19 protein-coding genes and 1 tRNA gene are annotated in these 24,576 nt (G+C 58.2%); 4 read left to right on the forward strand and 16 right to left on the reverse strand.

Translation table 11 applies throughout. The features are described 5' to 3' along the window. Positions 1–74: 74 nt before the first annotated feature. The 4 genes from ACYVHC_RS03625 to ACYVHC_RS03640 all read right to left on the reverse strand — a co-directional run bounded on the left by ACYVHC_RS03625 (position 75) and on the right by ACYVHC_RS03640 (position 5,505). Positions 75–2,417, reverse strand: coding sequence for a xanthine dehydrogenase family protein molybdopterin-binding subunit (locus ACYVHC_RS03625; protein ID WP_460612303.1), 2,343 nt, complete (start codon positions 2,415–2,417; stop codon positions 75–77). A gap of 98 nt (positions 2,418–2,515) precedes the next feature. Next, positions 2,516–3,499 carry an FAD binding domain-containing protein gene (locus ACYVHC_RS03630; RefSeq protein WP_460612304.1) on the reverse strand — a complete coding sequence of 328 codons (984 nt, stop codon included), beginning with the start codon at positions 3,497–3,499 and terminating at the stop codon, positions 2,516–2,518. Further along, positions 3,500–4,147 (reverse strand): (2Fe-2S)-binding protein, encoded by a 648-nt coding sequence (locus ACYVHC_RS03635; RefSeq protein ID WP_460612305.1) that lies wholly within the window; start codon positions 4,145–4,147, stop codon positions 3,500–3,502. A 944-nt stretch (positions 4,148–5,091) separates the two neighbouring features. Then, on the reverse strand, positions 5,092–5,505 hold the full coding sequence (locus ACYVHC_RS03640; RefSeq protein WP_460612306.1) for a hypothetical protein: 414 nt from the start codon (positions 5,503–5,505) through the stop codon (positions 5,092–5,094). Between the two features lie 317 nt (positions 5,506–5,822). Here ACYVHC_RS03640 and ACYVHC_RS03645 point away from each other — a divergent pair, with 317 nt between their 5' ends. Continuing rightward, complete coding sequence (locus ACYVHC_RS03645) at positions 5,823–5,972, forward strand: hypothetical protein (protein ID WP_460612307.1); 150 nt, start codon at positions 5,823–5,825, stop codon at positions 5,970–5,972. A 68-nt stretch (positions 5,973–6,040) separates the two neighbouring features. Here ACYVHC_RS03645 and ACYVHC_RS03650 read toward each other — a convergent pair whose 3' ends face one another. Then, positions 6,041–6,169 (reverse strand): hypothetical protein, encoded by a 129-nt coding sequence (locus ACYVHC_RS03650; protein WP_460612308.1) that lies wholly within the window; start codon positions 6,167–6,169, stop codon positions 6,041–6,043. Positions 6,170–6,222: 53 nt separating this feature from the next. On the opposite strand from ACYVHC_RS03650, the gene ACYVHC_RS03655 reads away from it, so the two are divergent. Continuing rightward, positions 6,223–7,416 (forward strand): PAS domain-containing sensor histidine kinase, encoded by a 1,194-nt coding sequence (locus ACYVHC_RS03655; protein WP_460612309.1) that lies wholly within the window; start codon positions 6,223–6,225, stop codon positions 7,414–7,416. 89 nt (positions 7,417–7,505) lie between these two features. Here ACYVHC_RS03655 and ACYVHC_RS03660 read toward each other — a convergent pair whose 3' ends face one another. The 11 genes from ACYVHC_RS03660 to ACYVHC_RS03710 all read right to left on the reverse strand — a co-directional run bounded on the left by ACYVHC_RS03660 (position 7,506) and on the right by ACYVHC_RS03710 (position 21,497). Beyond that, a complete protein-coding gene (locus ACYVHC_RS03660) occupies positions 7,506–9,524 on the reverse strand; it encodes a tetratricopeptide repeat-containing sensor histidine kinase (protein WP_460612310.1) in 2,019 nt (672 codons plus the stop codon). A gap of 353 nt (positions 9,525–9,877) precedes the next feature. After that, positions 9,878–10,633, reverse strand: a complete 756-nt coding sequence (locus ACYVHC_RS03665) for a DUF4184 family protein (protein ID WP_460612311.1) — start codon at positions 10,631–10,633, stop codon at positions 9,878–9,880. A 469-nt stretch (positions 10,634–11,102) separates the two neighbouring features. Then, positions 11,103–11,190 (reverse strand) — tRNA-Ser (locus ACYVHC_RS03670). Positions 11,191–11,259: 69 nt separating this feature from the next. Next, on the reverse strand, positions 11,260–12,315 hold the full coding sequence (locus ACYVHC_RS03675) for an asparaginase (protein ID WP_460612312.1): 1,056 nt from the start codon (positions 12,313–12,315) through the stop codon (positions 11,260–11,262). A gap of 105 nt (positions 12,316–12,420) precedes the next feature. Then, positions 12,421–13,197 carry a TatD family hydrolase gene (locus ACYVHC_RS03680; RefSeq protein WP_460612313.1) on the reverse strand — a complete coding sequence of 259 codons (777 nt, stop codon included), beginning with the start codon at positions 13,195–13,197 and terminating at the stop codon, positions 12,421–12,423. A 108-nt stretch (positions 13,198–13,305) separates the two neighbouring features. Further along, positions 13,306–15,594, reverse strand: coding sequence for a glycoside hydrolase family 3 C-terminal domain-containing protein (locus tag ACYVHC_RS03685; protein WP_460612314.1), 2,289 nt, complete (start codon positions 15,592–15,594; stop codon positions 13,306–13,308). Between the two features lie 290 nt (positions 15,595–15,884). Further along, positions 15,885–16,985, reverse strand: a complete 1,101-nt coding sequence (locus ACYVHC_RS03690; protein ID WP_460612315.1) for a glycosyltransferase family protein — start codon at positions 16,983–16,985, stop codon at positions 15,885–15,887. A 57-nt stretch (positions 16,986–17,042) separates the two neighbouring features. After that, positions 17,043–17,672, reverse strand: coding sequence for a polysaccharide deacetylase family protein (locus tag ACYVHC_RS03695; RefSeq protein ID WP_460612316.1), 630 nt, complete (start codon positions 17,670–17,672; stop codon positions 17,043–17,045). Between the two features lie 142 nt (positions 17,673–17,814). Then, complete coding sequence (locus ACYVHC_RS03700; RefSeq protein ID WP_460612317.1) at positions 17,815–18,966, reverse strand: glycosyltransferase family 4 protein; 1,152 nt, start codon at positions 18,964–18,966, stop codon at positions 17,815–17,817. 148 nt (positions 18,967–19,114) lie between these two features. After that, positions 19,115–20,023, reverse strand: coding sequence for a class I SAM-dependent methyltransferase (locus tag ACYVHC_RS03705; RefSeq protein WP_460612318.1), 909 nt, complete (start codon positions 20,021–20,023; stop codon positions 19,115–19,117). A 70-nt stretch (positions 20,024–20,093) separates the two neighbouring features. Continuing rightward, positions 20,094–21,497 (reverse strand): MATE family efflux transporter, encoded by a 1,404-nt coding sequence (locus ACYVHC_RS03710; protein WP_460612319.1) that lies wholly within the window; start codon positions 21,495–21,497, stop codon positions 20,094–20,096. A gap of 230 nt (positions 21,498–21,727) precedes the next feature. Here ACYVHC_RS03710 and ACYVHC_RS03715 point away from each other — a divergent pair, with 230 nt between their 5' ends. After that, positions 21,728–22,924, forward strand: coding sequence for a GumC domain-containing protein (locus tag ACYVHC_RS03715; protein WP_460612320.1), 1,197 nt, complete (start codon positions 21,728–21,730; stop codon positions 22,922–22,924). Beyond that, the gene (locus ACYVHC_RS03720) at positions 22,921–24,384 is read left to right on the forward strand and encodes an O-antigen ligase family protein (protein ID WP_460612321.1); all 1,464 of its coding nucleotides are present in this window, start codon (positions 22,921–22,923) and stop codon (positions 24,382–24,384) included. The genes ACYVHC_RS03715 and ACYVHC_RS03720 overlap by 4 nt, the downstream gene beginning before the upstream one ends. Positions 24,385–24,576 lie beyond the last annotated feature (192 nt).

The following is a 24,576-nucleotide window of genomic DNA, read 5'->3' on the forward strand; positions in this document are numbered from 1 at the left end:
TCCACAGTGGAGACGGGCTTTGTGCTTGTACGTCACCTAGTAAAATCTACTAGGCTCATTCTGGGTGCAAACCGCTAGGCTTGTACCATCTTTGTTTCTAGTACTTTATCGGGCGTGATGGGTAGGCTGCGGATGCGCTTGCCGGTGGCATGGAACACGGCATTGGCCACGGCCGCCGCCACACCTACCATCGATATTTCACCGATGCCCTTCACGCCCATGGCGTTGATGTAGGGGTCGTGCTCTTCTACAAACTCCACCGTCATGTCCGGAATATCAGCGTTGACTGGGATGTGGTAGTCGGCGAGGCTGGCGTTGGTGTAACGTGAGAAATTCTGGTCGCGGTGGGTGCTTTCCATCAGGGCTGAGCCGATGCCGAAGATGCTGCCCCCAATGATTTGGGAGCGGGCGGTTTTGGCGTTCAGAATGCGGCCGGCTCCGTGCACACTAACCCAGCGCGTTACGCGCACCGTGCCCAAATCAGGGTCGACTTTCACCTCGCAGAAATGCGCACCGAACGAATGCATGGAGTGGCCCGCCATGTCATCCTGATGGCCCGAATCAGCGGGGCCAGCCGCCAGGCCCGACTCGTAGCCGGCGCCGTACTTTCCGTTGCCGGTGCCCTCTATGTCGGCGGTTTCGTTGCGCTTCATGAGCGCCATGAAGTCCTCGCCCTTGCTTTTGTTAGCTTTCAGCACCATGCGGCCATTTTCCACAACTACATCAGCTGCCTTCGCCCGGTACAGCGGCGACTTTTTATCTTGGGTCGCCAGCTTAATCAGCTTTTGCCATACCTCCTGCGCCGCCATATAGATAGATGATGACACCGTGCCCGCCGCCACCGAGCCACCCGAGTTAGGGGCGGTTGGCAGCTTGGTATCCCCCAGTTCGAATCGCACTTTGTCGGGGGCTATAAACAAGGCATCGGCAGCTACCTGTGTCATGACGGTGTAGGTGCCGGTGCCCAGGTCGGTGGCGCCGGTTTGCACCAGGGCGTGGCCATCGGCATAGAGGCGGACGCGGGCGGTGCCTTGGTTGTTGTGTACGGGGTAGCTGGCCGTGGCCATGCCCCAGCCCACCAGCAGGCGGCCGTCGCGGGTGGCGCCGGCTTTGGGGTTGCGCTTGCTCCAGCCAAAAAGCTCGGCACCGCGGGCGTAGCATTGCTTCAGGCTTTTGCTGCTCCAGGGCTTGCCGGTGCTGTGGTCCTTTTCAGCGTAGTTGCGCAGCCGGATTTCCAGGGGGTCAATACCCAGCTGATACGCCAGATCGTCCAGGGAGCACTCTATAGCGAATGAACCGGGCGCCTCACCAGGGGCACGCGTAAAGGTAGAGGTCATCACGTTGGCCCGAGCCAGTTGATACGTAGCCTCGAAGTTGGGGCAGGCATACAGCAGGTTAATGATGCGGCTGTTGGGCTCGGCGTAGTTGTCCCAGGGCGAGGTAGTGGAGGTTTTCTCGTGAATGAGGGCTAGTAATTTGCCTTCCTTGGTGGCTCCTACCTTCAGCGTCTGGGTCTGGTCTTCGCGGTGGCCCATGCTGGTAAACATCTGCGGGCGGCTCAGGGAAAGTTTTACTGGCCTACCTACCGCTTTAGCCGCCTGCACCGTCAGGATGGTATGGGGCCAGCAGGAGCCTTTGCAGCCAAAACCGCCGCCTAGGTATTTCGTTACCACGCGCACCTGTTCCGTGGGCAAGCCCAGCATGGTACTCAGCGCTTTCTGGGTGCGGGTTACCCCCTGCGTCGACTCGTACACGGTCAGGCGGTCGGGGGCTTCCCAGTGTGCGGTGGTGGCGCCGGGCTCCATGGGGTTGTGGTGGTTAATGGCATGCACGTAGGTGTGCCTGAGCTGCACCGGAGCCGCCGCAAACGCCTCTTTAGGGTTGCCGCGCACGGTGTGGCCGGGCGTTTTGCCATCCTGCACTTTCTGGGGGTCGAAGAGCTCGGCACGCGGGTCTTCATAGGAAGCCAGCGGCTTTTCGGCTACTATATTTACCCGCACCAGGGCGGCCGCATATTGAGCGCGCTCCAGCGTATCGGCCACTACCACTACTACCGCCTGCCCGGCATAATGAATTTGGTCAGAAGTGAGGGGTAGGAAACCCATGGGGGCACCAATGGCTTTTTTGCCATCAGGGTCGTTGGGAGTTTTGGCCAGCTTGGGCAGGTTTTGGTGGGTAAGAATGGCTAATACCCCCGGCTGTTTGAGGGCGGCGCTGGCGTCGATGCTCTGGATGCGTCCCTTGGCCACGTCGCTGGTTTTGAGCACCGCATGCACTAGCCCCGGCAGGCCGTTGAACTCCGCCGAATACTTGGCTTGGCCCATCACCTTGGCCCGGCCATCTACTCGGTCCATAGGCTGACCCACCGAGCCGGCTTTGGGGTTCGTTTCAAAAAAGGTTGGTTCTGCGGTATCCATAGGGTAGTAGAGCTAAATTCTAGCTGCCTGGTAGGCAGTCAACAAAGGGCAAAGCGCCGGGCAAACAACTGTCTGGCGTGCACCAGATTAATAGGCTGCTACCCGGCTACTTTCATCAGGGCCTGCACCAGCGTGTTTTGGGCCAGCTCTACCTTGAAGCGGTTGTGCTCCCGAGGCTGGGCACCTTGCAGGGCTGCCGCCGCCGCGGCCCGGAATGTGGCTTCGGTAGCGGGGGCGCCGGTTAGCACTTTCTCGGCTTCGCGGGAGCGCCAGGGTTGAGTTCCTACCCCGCCCAAGGCCACGCGCGCCGAGCGGATAGTGCCACCTTGCACATCGAGGCCCACCGCGGCTGAGGCCAGGGCGTAGGCGTAGCTAGCCCGCTCGCGCACTTTTAGGTAGGTAGAGCGCCGGGCGTGAACAGTGGTGGGGATGGTGACGGCTACAATCAGCTCGCCGGGCTCCAGTACTGTTTCCCTCTGGGGCGTGGTGCCGGGCAGCAAGTAAAATTCCGTAACGGGTACGCGGCGTTGCTTGCCCTTCTGGTTTTCCAGGGTGAGCACCGCATCCAGCGCGGCCAAGGCTACTGATAAATCGCCGGGGTAGCTGGTGGCAATGCAGGCTTCGGAGGTGCCTAGTATAGCCAGGTTGTGGTTGTCGCCTTGCAAGGCGGGGCATCCCGAGCCCGGTACGCGCTTATTGCACGGAAACGCGGCGTCGCGGAAGTAGCCGCAGCGGGTGCGCTGCAGAATGTTGCCTCCAATGCTGGCCATGTTGCGCAACTGCGGCGAGGCCGCCAGCAGCAACGACTCCGACACGGCCGGGTACTGCTCCTTCACCAGCGGATGCTCTCCCACGTCACTCATGCGCTCCATGGCCCCAATGCGCAGTCCGTCCTTGGTTTGCTCAATACCTTTGAAGGGCAGCAGGTTAATATCGATGAGCTGCGGGTGCTCCTCCAGGTGGGCCTTCATCAGATCCAGGAGGGTAGTGCCGCCGGCAATGTAGGCGGCCTGGGGTGTGTCTTTGCGGAGGCCGGTGGCTTCCTTAGCCGAATTGGCCTGGGTGTAGCTGAAGTTGTTCATCTAAACTTTTCCTCCTTTTTGCTGCACCTCGCGCACGGCGGCTACAATGTTGGGATAAGCCCCGCAGCGGCATAGGTTGCCGCTCATATACTCCCGAATTTCGGCATCGGTACCGGCCTTGCCTTCGCGCACACACGCAATGCCGCTCATAATCTGGCCCGGCGTGCAGTACCCGCATTGGAAGCCGTCGTGCTTAATAAAGGCTTCCTGCATGGGGTGCAGCTGCTCGCCCTGGGCCAGCCCTTCGATGGTGGTAATTTCCTTGCCCTGGTTCATCACGGCCAGGGTAAGGCAGCTATTCACGCGCCGGCCATCTACGTGCACGGTGCAGGCGCCGCACTGGCCATGGTCGCAGCCTTTTTTGGTGCCGGTCAGGTCTAGGTATTCGCGCAGGGCATCGAGCAGGCTTACGCGGGGTTCGGCCTGGATGGTGCGCACGGTGCCATTTACCTTCAGCTGCATGGCCGACACCCCTTCTACCGTCTTGGAGAAAGCGCCCAGGCGCTCGGCTTGACTCACGAAAGGTGGAGCCAACGCCAAGCCCAGGATGCCGCCGGCCTGCTTCATAAACGAGCGGCGCGTGCCGTCCTCGGGACGCGGCTCCAGCGGCTGCTCGCCGTCCGGAGTATCAGTAGGAAATGTTGCCATTGTATATCGAAATGAAAAAACCTGCCCCGGCGCGTACCAACCACACCCTGAAAAACTCGCACAACCCGAAGTGGTTGCCTGGTGCAGTCTATAAAATTTGGGGTTCGTCGCCAGCCAGCGCCCGTGCTATGTACTACGGCGGGCGGCAGTCTATTGTTCAGCTGCCGGTGGGCAGCACCCCCTGCCCTACCTACGCCGCCACCGGGCCGGCCTGTGTGCATCTTCCTAGGTCAATAAAACCCCAAACCCAACACGGTGGCAGTGTTGGGTTTGGGGTTCTACCTAGGCTAGTAGGGCTAAAGGTTTGCAGCTGTACCTAGGCTAGCAGGTCTGAAGGCTATCGACCGAAACTCAGACACAAGAACCTCATTTATAGCAGCTTTTGATGCTGAACAGGTGTCGAATTAAGCCAGGAACCGAAGCATCTCGCTTAGCTGATGTTGTGAGAAAAAACGGTCACGCTGAGCATATGACGCATCAAGCCAGGGACTCATACTGATGTTGCCAAACTAACCGTCATGCTGAGCTTGTCGAAGCATCTCTACCGCTTCGTTGAGACGTCACTAAATCAGTTGATTAGCCAGCGGTAGAGATGCTTCGACAAGCTTAGCATGACGTTCTGCAGGGTAAGACGTTCTGGTTTGTATAACCTTCTGGTTCGCAGGCTATGTCTAACGTGACGATTTGTTCGAATGACATCGTGGTTTGAAGAGCATGTTGCTGAGCAGGACATTCTTTCAATCATAGCAGCAGCTACTGCACCAAGCCCACAAAAACGCGTCATGCTGAGTTAAGCTCCAGCGACGCTACCACACAGCCCCTCAGAAGAGGTAGCCTATGGTAGAGTTTCGTGAACTCAACTCAGCATGACGAATGAGTAACCAACGCCGAAGGCCTGCAAACTGCCTGCATAGCCCCGGGGTGGCTTACTTACCTAGCAGAGCCTAGCGGGTGGTACCCGTGGTGCTGCCGGAAGTGGTGGTGCCGCTGGTGGTGCTACCCGAAGTAGTACCGCTGGTGGTACCCGTGGTAGTGCCGGTAGTGGTACCAGTGGTGGTACCGGTAGTGGACCCCATGGTAGTGCTACCCGAGGTGCTGGTACCCATTGTGGTGCTACCCGAGGTAGTGCCGCTGGTGGTAGTGCCCGTAGTAGAGCCGCTGGTGGTACCATACGTGGTGGAGCCGCTGGTAGTGCCCGAAGTAGTAGAGCCGCTAGTAGTGCTCATATCGGTGCCGCTGGTGGTACCGGAGCCCGAAGGAGTGGTGCTAGTAGAAGAGCACGATGAGAGGGCAGCGCCAGCGCTGAACAGCACAGCCAGTACCCGAACAGACCAGGTTGCTTTTTGAATCAGTTTCATAAAGTTGATAGTGAAGGGTGAAGAGTACATAACAAGCAGTAACCTTACCGCTGGCAGGACTTAGCCATACGCAGATATGGGGTGAGCGGTTGGCCTTTTTCGAGAAATACTAGACTGATGCTTAGTCAGTTCCGGTTTTTACTAGCCTAGTGTCCTGCTTAAACCGCCTCTGCTTGCTTCCCCTCGGCTAGATACTATACCCTGGCCTTAGCCGCCCATAAGCCCCGCCAGACGCATTTTAGCCGCCTTTGTTTACCAGATTGCTGCCACGGCCTAGTATCCTCCCGACCCGATTTATACTTCTTCTCACTGTTTGTGTGAAATACCCCAAATTTGAAGCCCACTGGCACCCGACCGGCGGCGTGAAGCGGGCCAATAATGGCCTGTTTCTACAAGACCTCTGCGACCTACTCGGCGTACCGCGCCCTGACCCTACTACCGACTCACCCGACCATAGCGGAAGCTGAACCGCATCGAGTTGGGCCTTACCAGTAAGAAGTGCCGCAAGGGCCACTCCGTGCGGGGCTCCGCCAGATTAATCGAAAGGAGGACACACGCCCGCTAGCAAGCCCTCGGTTACGCGCGCCCCTGCCCGCCGCGCTGCCCACATCATGCGAGGGCGGGCTTTGGCATTAACGGGGCCCAACCGTTTGCTTTTTTGCATCTTGCCGTTGGGCAGTCCGGATAAACAAGCCAGCTCTCACGCCACGTTTCATCATGTCATCAGCCCCTACCCCTGTTACCCCTGCTTCTAGCTTGCTGGAAGCCGAAAACCACTTGTTGCGGGAGGAAATCAGGCAGCTCAAAGAGCAGGTTCTGCTGGCCTCTGCTTTTGATCAAAGTCAGGAACGCTTCCGCACGGTGTTCGAAAACTCACCGCTGGGCCAAAAAATTATTGACCCCGATCTGACCATTTGCCAAGCCAACCAGGCGCTGGCCGACATGTTGGGGTTCAGCACGGCCGAAGACCTAGTGGGGCGGCGCATTCTGGAGTTCGCGCACCCCGACCACCTAGCCGACTGGACTAAACTACAGGAAAGCCTCTGGGCCCACCGCAAGAGTAGCTTTCAGCTGGAAACGTGCCTGAAGCGCCAAGATGGCACCTCATTTTGGTGCCGCGTAACGTCCGTCCTTTTCCCCGACGATGGCGGCGAGCTGGGCTACACTACCCTAGAGGATATAGCGGAGCGCAAAAAGCTGGAAATTTCCCACAAGCGCCTCTACGACGCCCAGGAAACTATTCTGCACCTGGCCGCCCACGATCTGCAAAACCCCATCAACAACCTGCAAATGCTGGTGGAGCTGCTGCGGTTGGAGCCCGCTATTAAGGCTATTCCCACCCCGGAGCTAGTGAGTGTTGAGGAGCTGTATACTCTAATGGAGCGCGCCTGCCAGGAGGCCAGCGTCATCCTGAAAGATGTGCTCTATTTGGGCCAGCTGGAAGCCAGCCACTTAGAAATGCACCGCACCGACTTGGGGGCTTTCCTGGATGAACGGTTGGTTGTTTACCGCAAGGCAGCGCAGGAAAAAAACATCAAACTGTTGCTGGATCTGCCCCAAAATGCTATTCACGCCAACATCCACGCCGACAGGTTTGGCCGCATTCTCGATAACCTGCTCACCAACGCGTTTAAGTTTACGCCCGCAGGCGGCCAGATTTATGTGCGACTGCAAAAGCACGAGGGCAATGTGCGCCTGATGGTGCAGGACACGGGCCTGGGCATTCCGGAGGAGCTGCAACCCCACGTGTTCGATAAGTTTACGGCGGCCTCCCGGCCCGGCCTCTACGGCGACACCACCACCGGCCTGGGCCTGTTCATCACGAAGCAGATTGTGGAAATGCACGAAGGAAAAATCTGGCTGGAAAGCAAAGAGCAAGAAGGCACCACCTTCTTTATCGACCTGACCTAGCCAGTTACGCACACCGGTGTGCTACTACACTGTAGCTTAAGAGCCCAGCCACAGTCTTGCTTGATCTGGCCCCGTCAGGGAAAAGTGCATCAGCGATACGGTAGGCGAATGGTGAACTCCGTGAACTCGCCTTCCCTCGATTTCACCCCTAGCGTGCCGCCGTGGCTTTGCACCACAATATCAAAGCACAGCGAAAGGCCTAGGCCGGTGCCTTCGCCGGGCGGCTTGGTAGTAAAAAAGGGTTGAAACACCTTCGAGCGGATTTTCTCGGGCATGCCGGTTCCGTTATCGAGCACCCGGATTTCCACGTCCTGGCCGTTGGTACGGCGGGTGCTTATCGTTACGGTGGGCTCATAGTGCGTGCCGGCAGGAGTTTGCTGCTGGCGCTGGTACACAGCATAAAACGCGTTGGCACACAGGTTTAGCAGCACCCGAACCATATCGGAGCGGATAACCGGCACCAAGCACAGCTGCGCATCGAAGTCGCGGGTGATGGTGGCCTGAAACGCGGGGTTGCTGACGCAGAAACTCTGGTACGCCAGGGTCAGGGCTTCATCGGCGAGGGCGTTCAGGTCGGTGGGCTCGCGCTGGCCAGGACCGGAGCGGGAGTGCTCCAGCATATCCCGGATTATGGAGGACGCCCGTTGCCCGTGCAGACTGATTTTCTGCAGATTCACCTTCAGCCCGGCCAGAAACTCCTGATCTACACCATTGGTACGGGCCAGGTCGCGCTCCGGGCCCGTCATTTCCTCCACCAGCTCAGTACTGACATCGGCAAAGTTTTTCACGAAGTTTAGCGGGTTTTGCAGCTCGTGGGCAATACCGGCCGTGAGCTCGCCCAGGAAGGCCATTTTCTCGCGCTGCATTAACTGGTTTTGGGTTGCTTTCAGCTCGGCCAGGGCTTCGCGCAGCCGGTCGCGCTGGGCACCAATCTGGGCATTACGGCGGTTGAGCTGAAGGTTAGTGTACTGTTTCAGGCGGTTGTTGCGCCACAGCAGCCAGAGGGCGGGTAAGGCCCCAGCCAGCGCCGTAATCAGCCACAGCTGTCGGCGCTCGGCGGCGGCCTGCTCTTCCCGGTCGGTTTGCTCCTGCTGGCGCAGCCGCTCACTTACATCGAGCGCCTGTACCTGCGCCATTTTACTGAGGCTAAACAGGTTGTCGCGGGTGGCGCTGGCCAGCATCAGGTAGCGGAATGCCAGGGCACTATCCTGGCGGGCTGCCCAGGCCGCGGCCAGAAACTGGCTGGCTTCGAGCACGCCTTTGGGGTAGTGGCCCTGCTGGCCGGCCAGCAGGGCCTGCTTTCCATTGTAAATGGCCGAGTCGGCGTACTGGCTGCCGGCCTGCTCAAATAGCCGTGCCCGCCCCAAGTACGCCCGGCACAAAGCAAACGTAATGCGCTGGGGCCGCGCCCGCCGAATGCTGCGCCGGTAGTAGTACTGGGCCAGCCGGGGGTTGCCAAGCTTAGCGTACACGTTGCCCAGCATAGCCGCGTCGCCTACCTCACTAATCAGGTCTTTATGAATCAAGTCAAGGGCGTAGCCTTGCTTGAGGTACAGCAAAGCTGAGTCGAGGCGGTTGAGCTGCTGATACACGTTGCCGATGTTGCCCAGCACGCGCGTGAGCAGCTTGTGGTTGCTAATGGTTTCGGCTACGGCCTTGGCTTTGAACAGATACGCTAGAGCCGGCCGGCTATTTTGCTGCTCCCAGTACAGGTAGCCCAGCGCGTTGTAGGCCCGCCCAATCAGCTCGGGGTCGCCTAGGTCCTCGGCGCGGTGCAACCCCTGCAGGCCTACTTGTAGCGCGGCCGGGTAATTGCCGGCCTCCCGAAACCCTGACCCCATCCGGATGAGGGCCCACGTTGCCCCTTTCGGGAAGTTGATTTGCTGGGCCAGTTGCAGGGCCTGCTTACCATAGGCAATAGTAGCCAGCGGATTGCTCTGGGTGTGCTCGTACGCCAGCTGCGACAACAGCAGGGCACGGGTGGTATCGGGGTGAGTTTGGGCCAGCAGGTGCTTCAGGCTGTCGATGCGGGCCTCGGCCTGGGCAGTGGCGGGCGTATTGAGTACCGGGCTCAGCCACCACAATATGAGCACACACACCGTTTTCATGGCAGAAAACTGAAAGTACATCCGGCTGAGAAAGAGCCTCTCACTGGGTAGCCTCACTTGCCCGGTATTGCCTGAGCACTGTGACGCATAAGAACCCGATTCTCCTGCTCCGGACAGCAAGTGTATCTTTCCTCAGGCCCAACCCCAGCCAACCGAGCACATGCCCGCATGCATCAACTATAGCGGCAATGCTATACTCTAATATAGTAAATTTAAACGGCAATTGCTCAGGTTGGCAGCGGCCCGGAAGCTAGTAAAATCACGCCGTTTGAACAGGCCCCCATGTTCGTGCCGGCTTAGCGGTTTACTAGGCCTAGGGAAACAGCAGAGTCCGTTGCCGCCTGTAGCTGGCGCTACTTGGGCCGCGTGAGCAGCCTAGTCAAGGACGGAAGCAGCATGGGCGCAAGCAGCAGGCTGGTAAGGCCGGCAGAAATGAGGACGATGGAGAGCAAGTAGATATTGTGGAGCTCTATTCCACACCCCACCACCGACCTCACCCCGATAACCACTAGGCTCAGAAGCAGCACCAACCCCCAGAATAGCCGGAGGCTGGTTTTGGGCGGAGCCAGCTTGGTAGTGGGTAGGCGCCAGATATGCACCACCATAGCGGCCGCGCCTACTACCGAAGTCAGCTTCTGCAGCAGCGAATACAGCCGCGTGCGGAACGGGCCTTCCAGCACGTGGGCCTTCAGCAACGGAAACAGCTGCACCCCACGCCCTTCCACATGCGTGAAGCTGTCCCAGGCCAGATGCGACACAATGCCGATTAGCAGAGAAACCAGGAACGTAAAGTAGTTTTTGCGCAGGTAGCCCAGCCAGTCTAGCCCCATAAAACCGGCAAACCGCTCCCGCAGAAACCGGGGCAAATGCAGAATCAGGGCATTGCGCAGGAGCAGATGAAACGCCAGGGCCAGCAGAATACCTAGGGGTAGGTTAAAGTAAAAAATACTGCGCCACGTATGACTGTAGGGGTCATGGGCACTCATGCGCAGAAATTTCTCGAAGTCCGGAGCCATGCTCCCGATAATCAGGCCCGTTGCGGAGCGCCAGTGTTTGGGCAGGGCCATAAGCGGTAATACAGCCGCCGGATGCGAAAACGTAAAGGGCATAATAAGTATAGTCGAGCCCTGTTAACGGCAAACACCAGAATATGGTGTTCGTACCGCCGCCTGTCGGCTACTCATCAGAATATTAGGCTGAGTTGCCAGAGAAACTGGCGTACTGAAAAAGAACTATCCTGCTGAGCAGGTGGCGCATCAAGCCCGGGGCCGAAGCACCTGGTCTGGCTGCCATAGAAATGCTATACCCCATCATGCTGCGCGGAGCCGAAGCATCTCTACCGCTGGCTAATTCCTGTCGTGATGACGAAGCGGTAGGGATGCTTCGGCTCCGCGCAGCATGACAGTCACGTTGGCAGACTCATCACGCGCGACGCTTCGACTAGCTCAGCATGACTGATGTTTTTTCAGCAGAACGGGCTTTTACTTATAATGAGGGCTACAACACCCCCGACCTACTAGGGTACCGGGCAAGCAAAAGCCCGCTGGCGAGGACACCAGCGGGCTTTCAGGTTTTGTGCAGAGAGGATGGGATTCGAACCCACGATGAGCTTTAGACCCATACACACTTTCCAGGCGTGCTCCTTCAACCACTCGGACACCTCTCTAGGATGCGGGGAAGTGGCGCAAAATAACACCCTATTTTCGGGATACGCAAGCCCCGAGCCCGCTTCGGCTCACATTAGCGTGATTTCGCCGCGCAAGTCCTGGGCCAGGAGGCGGCGCGTGGTGGCTTGGTCCTGCTGTAGGCCTAGTACGAACATGAGCTTGGTAATAGCGGCCTCCACCGTAATGTCGTCGCCGCCGATAATGCCCAACTCGGTGAGGTAAGCGCTGGTTTCGTAGCGGCCCTGCATCACGCGGCCTTCCTCGCACTGGCTTACATTCAGCAGAAACACGCCCCTATCAGCCGCGTCGCGCAGGCACTTGAGAAACCAGGGGGCGGTAGGCGCGTTGCCAGAGCCGTAGGTTTCGAGTACGCAGCCGCGTAGGCCATCGGCCTCCAGCTGCGCCCGCATCATTGGCTCGGAAATACCCGGAAACAGGCGCATGATAGTAACGCGGTCATCAAGGCGCTGGTGAACATGCAACGGGGCCGCGGGCAGCATCCGAATCTGCTTGTCGTTGAATTCCAGCTCGATGCCAGCGCGGGCCAGCGGCGGGTAGTTTTCGCTGCGGAAGGCGTTGTACTGCTGGCTTTCCACCTTTTTGGCCCGGTTGCCCCGAATCAATTGCTCATTGAAAAACAGGCACACCTCGGGCACACGCACGGTACCAGCCACGGGGAGGCGGGCGGCCGCCATTTCTAGCGCCGTAACTAGGTTACGACGTGCATCCGTCCGGATGCGGCCTACGGGCACCTGTGCTCCGGTAAACACCACCGTCTTGCCCAGATTTTCGAGCAAAAAGCTGAGCGCCGCCGCTGAGTAGGCCATGGTATCGGTGCCGTGGAGCACCACGAAGCCGTCGTAGAGGTCGTAGTTTTCCTGAATCAACGCCGCCAGCCGCAGCCAGTCATCCACGGTTACGTTGCTGGAGTCGATGGGCTCGCCCAGGTTTATAACGTGGACCTGCATTTTCAGCTGGCGCAGCTCGGGGATTTTGCGGCGTATCTGCTCAAAATCCATCGGCACCAACTCGCCGCGCTTATTGTAGGCCATGCCGGCCGTGCCGCCGGTATAAATAACCAAAATGGCCGAATCGGCCTTGGGAGAAAGGATTTCGGTAGCCAACAGGCAGGGAGGTTGGGTGGGAAGGAAGGGGTAGCGAAGGTATCGGTAATCTGGGAAAGGCAAACGCACTCAACCGTGCAGCAACACTTAGCCCCATAAGGTACCCTAGGCTACCGTTTCGCCGAACAGGGCCAGGGTGTTGCGGGTAGTAGCTGCTGCCACTTCCTCTACTTCCTTGCCTAGTATTTCGGCCACGCGGCGGGCTACCAGCGGCAAATACGCAGGCTCATTGCGCTTGCCGCGGTGCGGGGCCGGCGCCAGATACGGGCAGTCGGTTTCCAGCAGCAAATGCTCTAGCTCGATACCCGGCAGTACTTTATCAAGGCCACCGTTTTTGAAGGTTGCCACGCCCCCGATGCCTAGCTTAAAGCCTAGCCGGATGGCTTCGTCGGCTTCGTCGCGGGTGCCGGAAAAGCAGTGGAACACCCCGCGCAGCGTGCCGTCCTGCGCATTGGTTATGATGTCGGCGGTTTCGCGGAAGGCGTCGCGGGTGTGCAGCACCAAGGGCAGGTTGAACTTGCGGGCCAACTCTACCTGAATCCGGAGGGCTTCCTGCTGCTCCGGCAGGTGCGTTTTGTCCCAGTACAAATCAATGCCGCACTCCCCCACTGCCGCAAAAGGCCGACGGTTCAGCCAGGTTTCTACCTCGTACAGTTCCTTCTCGAAATGACGGGTAACGTGGCAGGGATGCAGGCCCATCTGGGCAAAGCAATGGCTCGGGAACTTGGCTTCCACCTCCAGCATAGCATCAATGCTGGTGTGGTCGATGTTGGGCATGAAGATGGTGCGGACCCCGGCCTCGAAAGCACGGCGCAGCATGTCGTCCTGGTCGGGTTTGAATTGCTCGGAGTAAACGTGAGCGTGCGAATCAGAGAGTTGCATACCGCGAAGGTACGCCTAGGGTGCGGAAGTGGGGAAACCGGTGAAAACAAAAGGCCCCTGCCGCGGCGCTTTTGCCATGGCAGGGGCCTTTTGTAAGAGAAAAGGTGCTTACAGCTTCAAGTCGCCGGTTTGGCGAATATCGCGGGAGGAACTACCTACCAGCACCTTGAACTGGCCAGGCTCCAGCACCCACTGCTTTTTACCTTCATCGTAGAAGCGGAAGGCATCGGCTCCGAGGTTCAGGGTTACGGTTTTCGACTCTCCCGGCTTCAGGAACACTTTCTCGAAGGCTTTCAGCTCTTTTTCCGGGCGCTTCACGCTGGCTTGCTCATCCTGCACATACAGCTGTACTACCTCGGCGCCGGCTACTTTGCCGGAGTTGCGCACCGTGAGGGTAACGGTGGCGCTTTGAGCACCAGGCTTCACCGTCAGCTTGCCGTAGTCGAAAGAGGTGTAGCTCAGGCCGTGGCCGAAGGCAAATTGGGGGGCCACCTTATATGTATCGAAGTAGCGGTAGCCCACGAAGACGTCTTCTTTGTAGGTCTGTTTCAGGGGGTCGCCAGGAGTGCTGGGGTACTCGCCTAGCTTGTGGGCGGGTGAGTCTTCGAGCTTCACGGGCCAGGTCATCGGTAGTTTGCCGGAGGGGTTCACATCGCCGAACAGCACGTGCGCCAGAGCGTTGCCGCCTTCCATGCCGGGGTACCAGGCCTCCACAATGCCCTTGGCCTGCCCTGCCCATTCCGACACATCGAGCATGCCGCCATTCATGAGCACCACTACGGTATTGGGGTTGGCAGCTAGCACGGCCTTGATCAGCTCATCCTGCCCAAACGGCAGCTTCATGTCCGGCTTGTCGTAGCCCTCGGCATCGTAGGCATTGTCGCTCCACACTTTGTAGTCGTAGCCGTGAGTAGCACCGCCCACAATAATGGCTACCTCGGCGGCTTTAGCGGCAGCTACGGCTTCGGCAATCAGTTTGGGGTCGGCTTTCTGGTCGCGGGCAATGGTGTAGCCCTGAGCATAGGTTACCTTGGCCTGGGCACCTAGTGCTTTCTGCAGCCCCTGCAGCGGCGTGATTTCGTACTTGGCTTTTACCTGCGAGCTACCACCACCCATGGAATTTTCGCGGGTAGCGTTGGCCCCAATTACCGCGTAGGTTTTGGCCGTTTTCTTGAGGGGCAGCAGGCCACCTTCGTTCTTAAGCAACACTATCCCCTCTTCGGCCACCTTCAGGGCCGTGGCTTGGTGCTCGGGGGTGTTGTAAGCGCCGGCCTTGCGCTTGGCGCCGTCCAGCATGTTAGTGCGGTACATTACGCGCAGAATGCGGCGCACTTTATCATCCAGCAGTGGCTCCAGCGACTTGTCTTTTTTCACCGCATCCAGCGCCGCCGTACCGAAGAAGAATTTGTCGTAAAGCGCGGGGGTAAGCTTGGGCATTCCGGCGCTGGCCGTCTGGTCGACGCTGTTATACATCAAGGACAGGTCGGTACCCATTTCTAGGTCGGTGCCGTTGCGCAAGCCTTCCATGGTGTTGTGCACCGAGCCCCAGTCGCTAATTACCAAGCCTTTAAAACCCCACTCCCCTTTCAGGACGTCGTTCATCAGGTAGGCGTTGTGGGTAGCGTACTGGCCCCGGAATTTGTTGTAGGAGCCCATGAGTGTATTCACGCCGCCTTCCTGCACGGCGGCCTGAAAGCCCGGCAGGTAAATCTCGCGCAGGGCCCGCTCGCTCATGTTTACATCAACGTCGTTGCGGTGCTCTTCCTGGTTGTTGGCCGCGTAGTGCTTTACGCAGGCCGATACGCCTTGGTCCTGCACGCCCCGAATGTAGCCTACCACCATCTTCGATACCAGATACGGGTCTTCGCTCAGGTATTCGAAGTTGCGGCCGTTCAGGGGCGTGCGGATGATGTTAATGCCAGGACCCAGAATAATGTCTTTGCCCCGAAAGTTAGCCTCGGAGCCTAGCACCGAACCAAAGGCATAGCCTAGGGCTGGGTTCCAGGTAGAAGCTAGGGTATTGCCGGTGGGCAGGTAGGTGCCCGAGTCGTTCACGCCTTCGTCCAGAGTCCAGTCGCGGCCGTGTTCAGGGCGCACCCCGTGCGGGCCGTCGGAAGTGGTTATTTCCGGGATGCCCAGCCGTTTCACTCCGCCCGAGGTGAAAGAGGAGTTGGCGTGGATCATGGCAATCTTTTCTTCCAGCGTGAGCTTTTTCAGCAACTGGTCGATTTTGGCTTCGTTCTTCAGCAGCTCTTGCTGCCGGTTGGTGCCCGTGGCCGACCTAGTGGTTTGGGGGCGAGCAGGCGCGGGTTTGGTTTGGGCCGAGGCCAGCTGGGTGCTGGCACAGAATAACGCCGCCAGCAAAAGGGCGCGGCTAGAGGGTGGGAACAAGAGCATACAGCGTAGCAGAATGGGCGGGGAGATAGTAAAGCAAGGGGCAACAACCGATTGTGCATCGGGGCGGACAGCGGAGCTTATTGCGGCAACAGAGGGCTAGCAAACAGCCGCTGGCTAAGCCAAAGATATTCTCTGGAGAGAGGAAAACACACCTAAAAAACGCCTGCTAATGCTGCTACAGGGCGTTTTTTATTTTCCCAATACACTTACTACACACGTAGCAACGGGCATCAACCGCCCCTGAACGGCATTTGGCAACTCTACGAAATCAGATAAAAAACAACCAGTTTTTATCGGTATTGCCTACCCTTCCAGGAAAACGCAACCGGCAGGAGCCGGAAGATTACCAGGCCTACGGTAAGGGCTACGGTGTACCCTTCAAACAGGGGTAGCAACTCCAACGGGGGCCGACGTCCTACCCTTCGGAAGCACACCCATGCTAGGCCCCCTTGCAGGAGCATCTTCACCAGCCAAATGCGCAGAACTGCGCCGAGCCCTCCCACGAAGGCCAATAGGAACAGCGCCAGATAAAAAGAGCCGTACAACGCCAGACACACTTTCAGCCACGTAGGTAGTGCCTCCACGCCGCGCAGCCACCGCCGCCGCTGGTGCAGCAAACCGCTCCACGTGTACATCGGCAACGACTCAGCCAGAATTTCGGGGCAGAACAGGTTGCGAGAGCTGAAGTCCTTCCGCAGTACAGCCTTGAACAGCTCAAAATCTTCGGTGACGGAAAATGGCAGCTGTTCATAACCACCCGTTGCCTCATAGGCAGCGCGGGTCACCAGCATGTTGTTGCCCATGGCCGTCACGGGCCGCCCCAGGTCGGTTACCACCTGCACCAAGCCTAGCGACATCAGCCAATCGAGACCTTGTAACCGGTGAAACAGGCGCGGCCCCGTCACGAGGGTCAGGCCCGTTACAATACCCACGTCGGCCTGAGCGTGCGCTAAAAGCCCCTGCAGCCAAGTGGGGGGCACGGCAATATCAGCGTCGGTGATGAAGAAGTACTCAGTGGTAGCAGCACAAGCCAGGTGGGCCAGCACGTTGGCTTTCCCGTGAGCCGTACCCAGCGTATCGTGAATAGGCACCACCTGAAATGAGCCAGCGTACCCGTGCATGGCAGCGTGCGCCACGGCCGCGGTAGCATCCACGGAGCCGTCGTCGCCGAGCAGCACTTCCACTAGGTTCGGGGGGTAGTCGAGGGCCCGGATGGATTGGAGGCAGCGCGTGATGGCCTGGGCTTCGTTGCGAGCAGCAATAAGAATACTAACGCGGGGCAACGGCTCGGGCAGCGGCCCCGGCTTACTTCCCTCCCGCTGGTAAAACAGCACCGTTGAGGCCGTCAGCAACAGGAACCACGCCGTGAAGTAGAGAATCAGCAACAGCATACCGCACAAATAAATACCAGAGAGGCTATTGGCTGCAAGTACGCACTTTCCGCCAGGTTAGAGGCTAGCGAATTGATACCCACGCGCCGCAAAATGCGCCAGATACCGCGGCAGCACGTAGCGTAGGTTGGGGCTGGCCTTTAGGCTGTCATGAAATACCACAATGGAGCCTGGCCGTGAGTGTGCAATGGCCGCCGCTAGGCACGCTTCGGGCGCAAAGTCCCGATCGTAGTCGCAGGTAAGTACGTCCCACATGACCACTTGATGCGTAGCCTGCAACGCCCGGGAAAGCGGAATGGTAATGCGGCCATACGGGGGCCGAAGCAGGGGCCGCGACTCGGGCTGCAACTGCTGCAACAGTTGCTGGCATTCGGCTACATCTTGCAGGTAGTGGCGGCGCGAGTGGCTCCAGCCGCTGATATGATGGTAGGTATGGTTAGCCAGCCGGTGGCCCTGCGCTAGTACTTTCTGGGCCACCTCCGGGTATCGGCGAAGGTTGTCGCCCACGCAGAAGAACGTGCCTTTGGCGTGATAGTGAGCCAGCGTTTCCAGCACGAAGGGTGTTTCCTCCGGAATGGGTCCGTCGTCGAAGGTGAGGTAGAGCGTAGGCGGATTGGTAGCAGGCATCTGCCAGAGGCAGTCAGGCAGCAGGCGTTGTACCAAAGCCGGCATTCGGAACAGATGCATGCGGTGTTAATTGCGAGTGAAAAGGTACAGGTTAGCAGTTGCTTGCGGCCTCTGGACAGTGGCGGTTACCCGGTTTGTGTGCCCACAGCACCTAGCCCCCTGGCGGCGGTTGTCTGCATCAACCCCGACTGCAAGCTACAGCTTAGCGCACACATGCTTCAATTTCCTGCCACAGGCGCTGGGCGCTTTCGGCCCACGAAAACCGCTTCACGTTGTGCAAACCCCGCATCATCAGCTCACTGCGGTAAGGTTCTGAGGCATATACGTGCGCCAGTCCTTCGGCAATAGATTCTACGGAAAGCGGATCTACGAGCCGAGCGGCATTGCCGGCCACCTCGGGCATGGAGCTGCAGTTGGAGGTAATAACTGGTGAGGCGCATGCCTGGGCTTCAATAATAGGAATCCCGAATCCCTCGAAGTAAGGAACATAGCACGTGGCCAGGGCCGCCGCATACAAGTCGGCCAGCTCGTTTTCCGTCACGCGGCCGGTTAAATGCACATCTTGGCGGTACTGCATGTGCTGGTACACATCGAAAATGGGGCCCGCTTTCCAGGCGGTGCGGCCCACTACCAGCAGCTTGCAGTTGGTGCCGGTTTGCTGCTTAAACGCATCAAAGGCCCGCAGCAGGTTCACTAGGTTCTTGCGCGGCTGCAAGGCTCCCACAAACAGAAAGTAGGGTTTGCCAGCGCTGTACCGGTCGCGGGTTTCCTGCTGGGCCTCGGCCGGCTGGGGCCGAAAATGCGCGTCGGCGGCGTTGTATACCACGCTCACTTTGGAGGCTGGCACGCCATACGTATGCACTATATCCTGCTTGGTGGCCTCTGAAACTGCAATTATACGCCGCGACGCTCGGGCAAAGCGCGGCGTGAAGTACTTATAATACCGCAGCGTGAGGCGGTCAATATCCTGCGGGAAATGCTCAAAAGCCAGATCATGCAGCACCGTTACGCGGGGAACGCGGGTGCGCAGGGTAGTGTAGCCGTCGGTGCTGAGGAATACATCGGGCCGCTGCCGACGCAACCAGCGCGCCACGGCCCCTTCAAACCACGCCAGCCACAGCAACGGATGGCGCGCCGGCGGGGAAAGCACATGTGGCACCACGTTCGGCCCGAATACGTACCGCTCATCAAACTTCCGATCAAACAGAAAATGAAACGTGTGCTCCGGATGCTGCCGCACTAGGTGACTGAGCGTCTCGAACGTGAAACGCCCAATCCCTTCGAGCTTGTCGCCGGGCAGCAGAAAGCGCACGTTTACCGCAATGTTCAAGGGAGTAGCTATTCGAAGAAGCAAAAAAATCCGGGGCAAACTCAGCGAGCTGGCAACAGCAGTTGCAGCTGCTTCAGCTCTACTGTATCTGAGTTACTGTAAACTATACTGCATAAGCAGAGCCGCGACTATAAGTTACTAGGCCTCAATTGCTTTCCAACCCGCGCGGCAACTATTGCTTGATGAATACGAAATTATCGGAGTCGTAGCCATGCTCCTCCAGAAACGCGTCCAGATTGGGGCATGGCACGGGCTGGCCGGCAGCGTTCAGGGAAAAGGAACTATAGCCTAGCTCCCGCAGCAGCGCCGCAGCCTTTTGATGCTCCGTGTTATGGCGCTTGGGCTCCAGGTACTCCATCACCACGTAGGGGCGCAGGCGGCGCAGGCTTTCTTTGGCACCCGCAATTACCTTGAGCTCCGCCCCTTCCACGTCAATTTTAATAACAGCCGGCTGATAGTCGAGAGTAGTTAGGGTATCATCCAGCCGCTCAGCAGGAACATCAATACGGGTGGGTGTAAACTCCTGATACCACTTCTCGTCGGCGAACTGCGACACATCCATGGAGTTGAACTCATTATAGAGCACCGGAAACTCATAAAAGGATATGGTTTCCTGCTTGTCGGAAACGGCCTGATTTACCGCCTTAATGTTGGCTTGGCTCTTGACATTTTCGGTCAGCACCGCGTACGTACTCCGCGACGCCTCATAGGCCAGCACCTTGCCCGTGGGGCCTACTAACTGCGAGGCTAGCAGCGAAAAATACCCGAAGTGTCCGCCCACATCTAGGAAGGCGTCGCCGGGCTGAAGGGTTTGGATCAGGAAACGGGCTAGGCGGATTTCGGAGCTGTGCGATTTACCACCGGTCAGGTAGATATCGGTACCAGCAGGCAGCACCACTTGCATGGGCACCCCAAAAAACGTGTCTACCTGCTTTACAAGGCCCTTTTTGGAGCGGGCGTATACCAGCCGCCGAAACCCGATGGCGTACAGATATTTTCCCGGAGCATGCAATAAGCGGTGCCATTTGGTGGCCTGGGCCAGGGCTTCTACTTTATCAAGCTGCTTCAGGAGATACTTCATGCACTAATAATAGATTCAGCAAAACAGTCTCAGGAGCCAGAAAGGCAACCGAGCGGGCAAATATCGGAGATTACGCTTCCGTTCGGCGATTGAGCAGCTGTTTAAGTTCAGCTACCCGGACTACCCCCAGCCCGAACATAAGGCCAACAAACAGAACGCCAGCTATAACCGATTCCAGCAGCCACGGTAGTTGCCAGAGCTGCTGCATGCCATACCAACCCGCGCACAAGAGCCCAAATACAGCTCCCAACCGCGCCAGCAGGGCCCACGGCACGGGCACGCCGGCCCGGTGCTGCACCAGCCACAGATATACCCCCGACACCAGCACGGCGCAGAACAGTGTATTCCAGGCCGCGGCAATGGCTCCGAAACGAGGCAGGAAAATGATATTCAGGCCGATATTTAGCGTTACGCTTACCGCCACCAGCCAGCTGACGCTGTTCACCAGCCTAGTACTATTGAGCAGCGAGGCATACAGCGCAAAAAAGGAATGCACCAGCACATTGATAAACAGCACTTTCAGACACCAGGTCATGCGGGTTAGCTCGGCCGCAGAGCTGTGCGTGAATTGCCAGAACAGTACTTCTCCCCGAAACAACACGAAGGCGCAGAGCAGCAGCATGGGCGCCGTTACCACACGCTGGCCAAACCATAGCAAGTCGCGCTGCTCCTGGCGGTTGTGCACAGCACCCGAAAACTTAGCAAAAAACAGCGGCAGCACCGTCCAGATATACATCATCACGGCATCAACCCAGCGGTAGGCACCGGCGTAGTAGCCAGCCTCTGTGGGGGAAGCCAAGCGCTCCAGCATCACCATATCTACCCGCTCATTGATGCCGTACAGCAAGGTGATGACGGCAAAAGGAGCCGTTTCGCGCAGGATGGTGCGGGCCTGCGCCCACTGCCAGCGGTAGCGCACACGGCCAAACAGGCGCGTCATCAGGCCGTACAGCACTACCGTACTGAATACGGCCGCTACTATCCGCACGCTCACGTAGCGCTCTAGCGTCAGGCCAATCGGGAGCAATACCAGCACCAGGCCCAGCAGCAGAAACTTTTCAAATACAGACAGTACCGCATCGGTGTTGAAATGCTGATGGGCCTGCAGGGTGCCTCGCAGAAACTGCCCGTACTGCACCAGCAACAGGCTACACCCAATGGCCCCCAGCAACGCCAGCTCGTACCCCCTGTACCCGATAATCCAGCCCACGATCAGCATAGCGCCCAGCGCCACCACGGTTAGGGCACCGCGCAGGGGTAGTATGGTGGGGAAGTATTCCGTAAGAAATGTGGGCTCGGCGGCCACCCGCTTCACACTGTAGTGCGTCAGGCCCAGGTCGGAAACCGTGGTGAGCACCATAGTGAGGGCTGAAAGAGCCGTGAAAAGCCCGAAAGCCGCGTGGCCCAGGCGGTCCTGCACCACGTTTTCAAGCACCACCCAGCCCGGCTTCACCAGCAGGTTAAGCAGCACCACCAGACTAATATTTCCAAAAAATCGTTTGATGCCGTGCGTGCTTTACCTGTGTTTCTGCCTTGCCTGAGCCCGGTTCAGCCAGCAGCTGGGGGTAGGCGACGGGCAAAACTACATAAAAACCAGCCGGGCCGGATAACGGGTTTTGGCGCGGCTGAGGGCATTTTTCCAATATCTTTGCGTTCCACGGCCTCAGCACCTTTCCATTCCGGGGCCCGTGGTTATCCTACCGTATGTCTGAGCGTTCCTATTCATTGTTAGGCCTGTGGCCTATTATTAACCGTTGGAAAAACCTGGTACTGGCCGCGCTGGTACTGGCCTTCGTTATCAGTTTGGGGGTGGCACTGCTGCTGCCTAATATTTACAAATCCACAGCTATCTTCTTTCCTACCAACCCACAAAACTCTGACCCCGACCGCATTGTGGAAGGCGGCAAGCTGGAGCTGGGCGGCCGTACCGAAGACTTGGACCGCGTAATTACCGTAGGCGAATCGCAGCCAGTGGCCGAGTTGATGCTGAAGCGCTTCAACTTGTTTGAGCACTACAAAGTAGGTAGCCCCGGCGATGACAAGGCGGAAAGCGAAGCGCTCCGGCTATTCGCGGATAATCTGAGCATTGTGCGCAATGAGCGCGACGTTATTGAGCTCACGTTCGAGGATGAAGACAAAGTGCTGGCCGCGCGTATTACCAATGCTATGGTGGCCGTCATCGACTCCATCAACCAGCAGCTGACCCTGGAAAACCGCCGCAACGTACTGGGCCTGTACAAGCAGCGCTATGAGTTTCTGAACAAAGAGTACGAGCACTCCCGGCGGCAGGTAGTGCGTGCACGTCGGCAGTACGGCATTTTCGGGCCAGAGCAACAGTCGCGCTACCTCGCCCGCGAGATTATTCAACTGGAGAAAAACCTGGGCTATACCACTGAAACCCGAGGCCTGCGGCGCGCCCTGCAGGGTATCAAGCAAGATGAGCTGGAGCACACCACCAATGCCGAAAGCTACCTGTCGCGCGAAATCATTGAAACAGAAAGCGCGCTGCAGCAAGCCAACAGAAACGATGGACCCAAAACCGCCAGCCTCAAGCGTGCCCTCCGGGCCCTTACCCGCGCTGACGGCGGCAGTGCCATCAACATGGAAAACTACATCAACGGCATCGACTCGCTGAGCTTATTAACGGCCCGTGTTACCGATTTGCAGGACCGCTTGGTGAAAGCCCAAGGCGAGTACGAAACGGCGGAATTGTCTATTAAGGCCCGGATTTCGTCCTTATATGTCGTGCAGAAAGCCTACCCTGCTACCAAGAAAAGCAAGCCCGTACGTTGGCTGATTGTGGTAGGCTCGGTATTCCTCACGCTGGCTTTCTCTATTGTGCTGATTACGCTGCTGGAGCTGTATCGGCGCAGCCAGCGCCCATCGGCCCCTGCGCTGTGAGTGAGCTGCTGAACCGGCTTCGTCCCGCCGACCCCATCCAGCGCTTGTTTGTGGGGCTCATGCTCCTGCTGATCCTGGGTGGGGCAACGGCGGTTTTGCTGCAAACGCCGCTGGCATTACTCCCCGTTGGCATTGGCCTGGGCTTGCTGGTTGTATTCACTGACTGGACGCTGTTCTACTACCTGCTGTTCCTGACGCTGGCGTTTGCCCGCGAAATTCAGTTGCCCGGCGGCCTGAGCATGGATATGCCCTCGGAGCCGCTAATGCTGGTGCTAACCGGCTGCGTGGCCGCCACCTTGCTCATGCGCCGCGTGCAGCTCTCAGCGCGGGAGGTGCTCCACCCCATCATTGTGATGGTGTGCCTGTTGCTGTTTTGGTCGTTTATCTCCACATTCTTTTCCGTTGATACCACCAAATCAGTAAAGTACCTGTTGGCCAAGGTGTGGTACCTAGTGCCGTTTATCCTGGGTACGTTGCTGCTGGTTCAGGACCCGAAGGAAGCCTGGAAAGTGGCGGGCCTGTACACTGGGGCCACTTGCTTTACCGTGCTGGTAGTAATTGTGCGGCACGCCGCCGATGGCTTTGCCTTCGATGCCATTAACCCGGCGGTAAGTTTGTTTTACCGCAACCACGTGACGTATGCTACGGTGCTGGCTATGCTACTGCCCTTCGCCTGGTATGGTGCCCGCGACTCAAGGGGCCTACCCCGGCTGGGCTGGCGTATTGCTACTGGCCTGATGCTGTTTGGGTTGCTCACGGCGTATACGCGCGCCTCGTTGCTGGCCGTGCCGGTGGCCGGTATCTATTATCTGGTTTTGCGGTTGCGTCAAACCCGGTTGCTGCTCATTGGGAGCCTAGCGGCGGTGCTGGCTGGGGCCGGATACTTTCTGAGCGCCAACAACTACATGTTGTACGCGCCTGATTTCGAGAAAACCGTGTTCAATGGCGACAATTTCGGCAAGCACTTAGAAGCTACCTACAAGCTTCAGGATATGTCGGGGATGGAGCGGGTGTACCGCTGGGTAGCAGCCGCACGCATGGTAGCCGATAAGCCGATGACAGGCAGCGGACCCAACACGTTTTACCCCGAGTATAAGCGCTACACCGTCCGCAGCTTCCGCACCTACGTCAGCGACAACCCCGAGAAATCGACAACGCACAATTACTTTCTGCTCCTGATGGCTGAGCAGGGGTTTCCGGGCGTTATTCTGTTTATTGGCTTACTGACTACGGCCCTGCTTACCATTCAGCAGCTGTACGTCCGAACGGTGCGTGGCACCGCCCTGCGCAATTTGCTACTAGCCTGCAGTCTGAGCTTTATCATCATCGTGTTTCACCTGCTGCTAAACGAGCTGGTTGAGGTAGACAAAATAGGCTCGTTTTTCTTCCTGAACCTGGCCATGTTTATCCGGATAGGCACCTGGATACGCCATGAGCAGACTACGCTGGTAACCTCCTAACACTGATAAGCGAGGCCTGAGCTGCACGTAATCACCCTGAGCCTTGTCGTGCAGACGTCAATCCCTAGGCCCTTATTACGCTTGAACTCCCCCGCATACCACGGCGCTTACGCTGTAGTACGCGGGGGAGTTCAAGCGCAATAAGGGCCTAGTAACTAACCCGGAGGCCAGCAACTTTACTAGGCCTGTGGC

This window comes from Hymenobacter seoulensis, assembly GCF_054780535.1.

Bases quoted from the DNA above. Each gene is read 5' to 3' on its own strand.
- ACYVHC_RS03625 (WP_460612303.1), bottom strand. From the start codon at position 2,417: ATGGATACCGCAGAACCAACCTTTTTTGAAACGAACCCCAAAGCCGGC.
- ACYVHC_RS03630 (WP_460612304.1), bottom strand. From the start codon at position 3,499: ATGAACAACTTCAGCTACACCCAGGCCAATTCGGCTAAGGAAGCCACC.
- ACYVHC_RS03635 (WP_460612305.1), bottom strand. From the start codon at position 4,147: ATGGCAACATTTCCTACTGATACTCCGGACGGCGAGCAGCCGCTGGAG.
- ACYVHC_RS03640 (WP_460612306.1), bottom strand. From the start codon at position 5,505: ATGAAACTGATTCAAAAAGCAACCTGGTCTGTTCGGGTACTGGCTGTG.
- ACYVHC_RS03650 (WP_460612308.1), bottom strand. From the start codon at position 6,169: ATGCAAAAAAGCAAACGGTTGGGCCCCGTTAATGCCAAAGCCCGCCCT.
- ACYVHC_RS03655 (WP_460612309.1), top strand. From the start codon at position 6,223: ATGTCATCAGCCCCTACCCCTGTTACCCCTGCTTCTAGCTTGCTGGAA.
- ACYVHC_RS03660 (WP_460612310.1), bottom strand. From the start codon at position 9,524: ATGAAAACGGTGTGTGTGCTCATATTGTGGTGGCTGAGCCCGGTACTC.
- ACYVHC_RS03665 (WP_460612311.1), bottom strand. From the start codon at position 10,633: ATGCCCTTTACGTTTTCGCATCCGGCGGCTGTATTACCGCTTATGGCC.
- ACYVHC_RS03680 (WP_460612313.1), bottom strand. From the start codon at position 13,197: ATGCAACTCTCTGATTCGCACGCTCACGTTTACTCCGAGCAATTCAAA.
- ACYVHC_RS03685 (WP_460612314.1), bottom strand. From the start codon at position 15,594: ATGCTCTTGTTCCCACCCTCTAGCCGCGCCCTTTTGCTGGCGGCGTTA.
- ACYVHC_RS03690 (WP_460612315.1), bottom strand. From the start codon at position 16,985: ATGCTGTTGCTGATTCTCTACTTCACGGCGTGGTTCCTGTTGCTGACG.
- ACYVHC_RS03695 (WP_460612316.1), bottom strand. From the start codon at position 17,672: ATGCATCTGTTCCGAATGCCGGCTTTGGTACAACGCCTGCTGCCTGAC.
- ACYVHC_RS03705 (WP_460612318.1), bottom strand. From the start codon at position 20,023: ATGAAGTATCTCCTGAAGCAGCTTGATAAAGTAGAAGCCCTGGCCCAG.
- ACYVHC_RS03715 (WP_460612320.1), top strand. From the start codon at position 21,728: ATGTCTGAGCGTTCCTATTCATTGTTAGGCCTGTGGCCTATTATTAAC.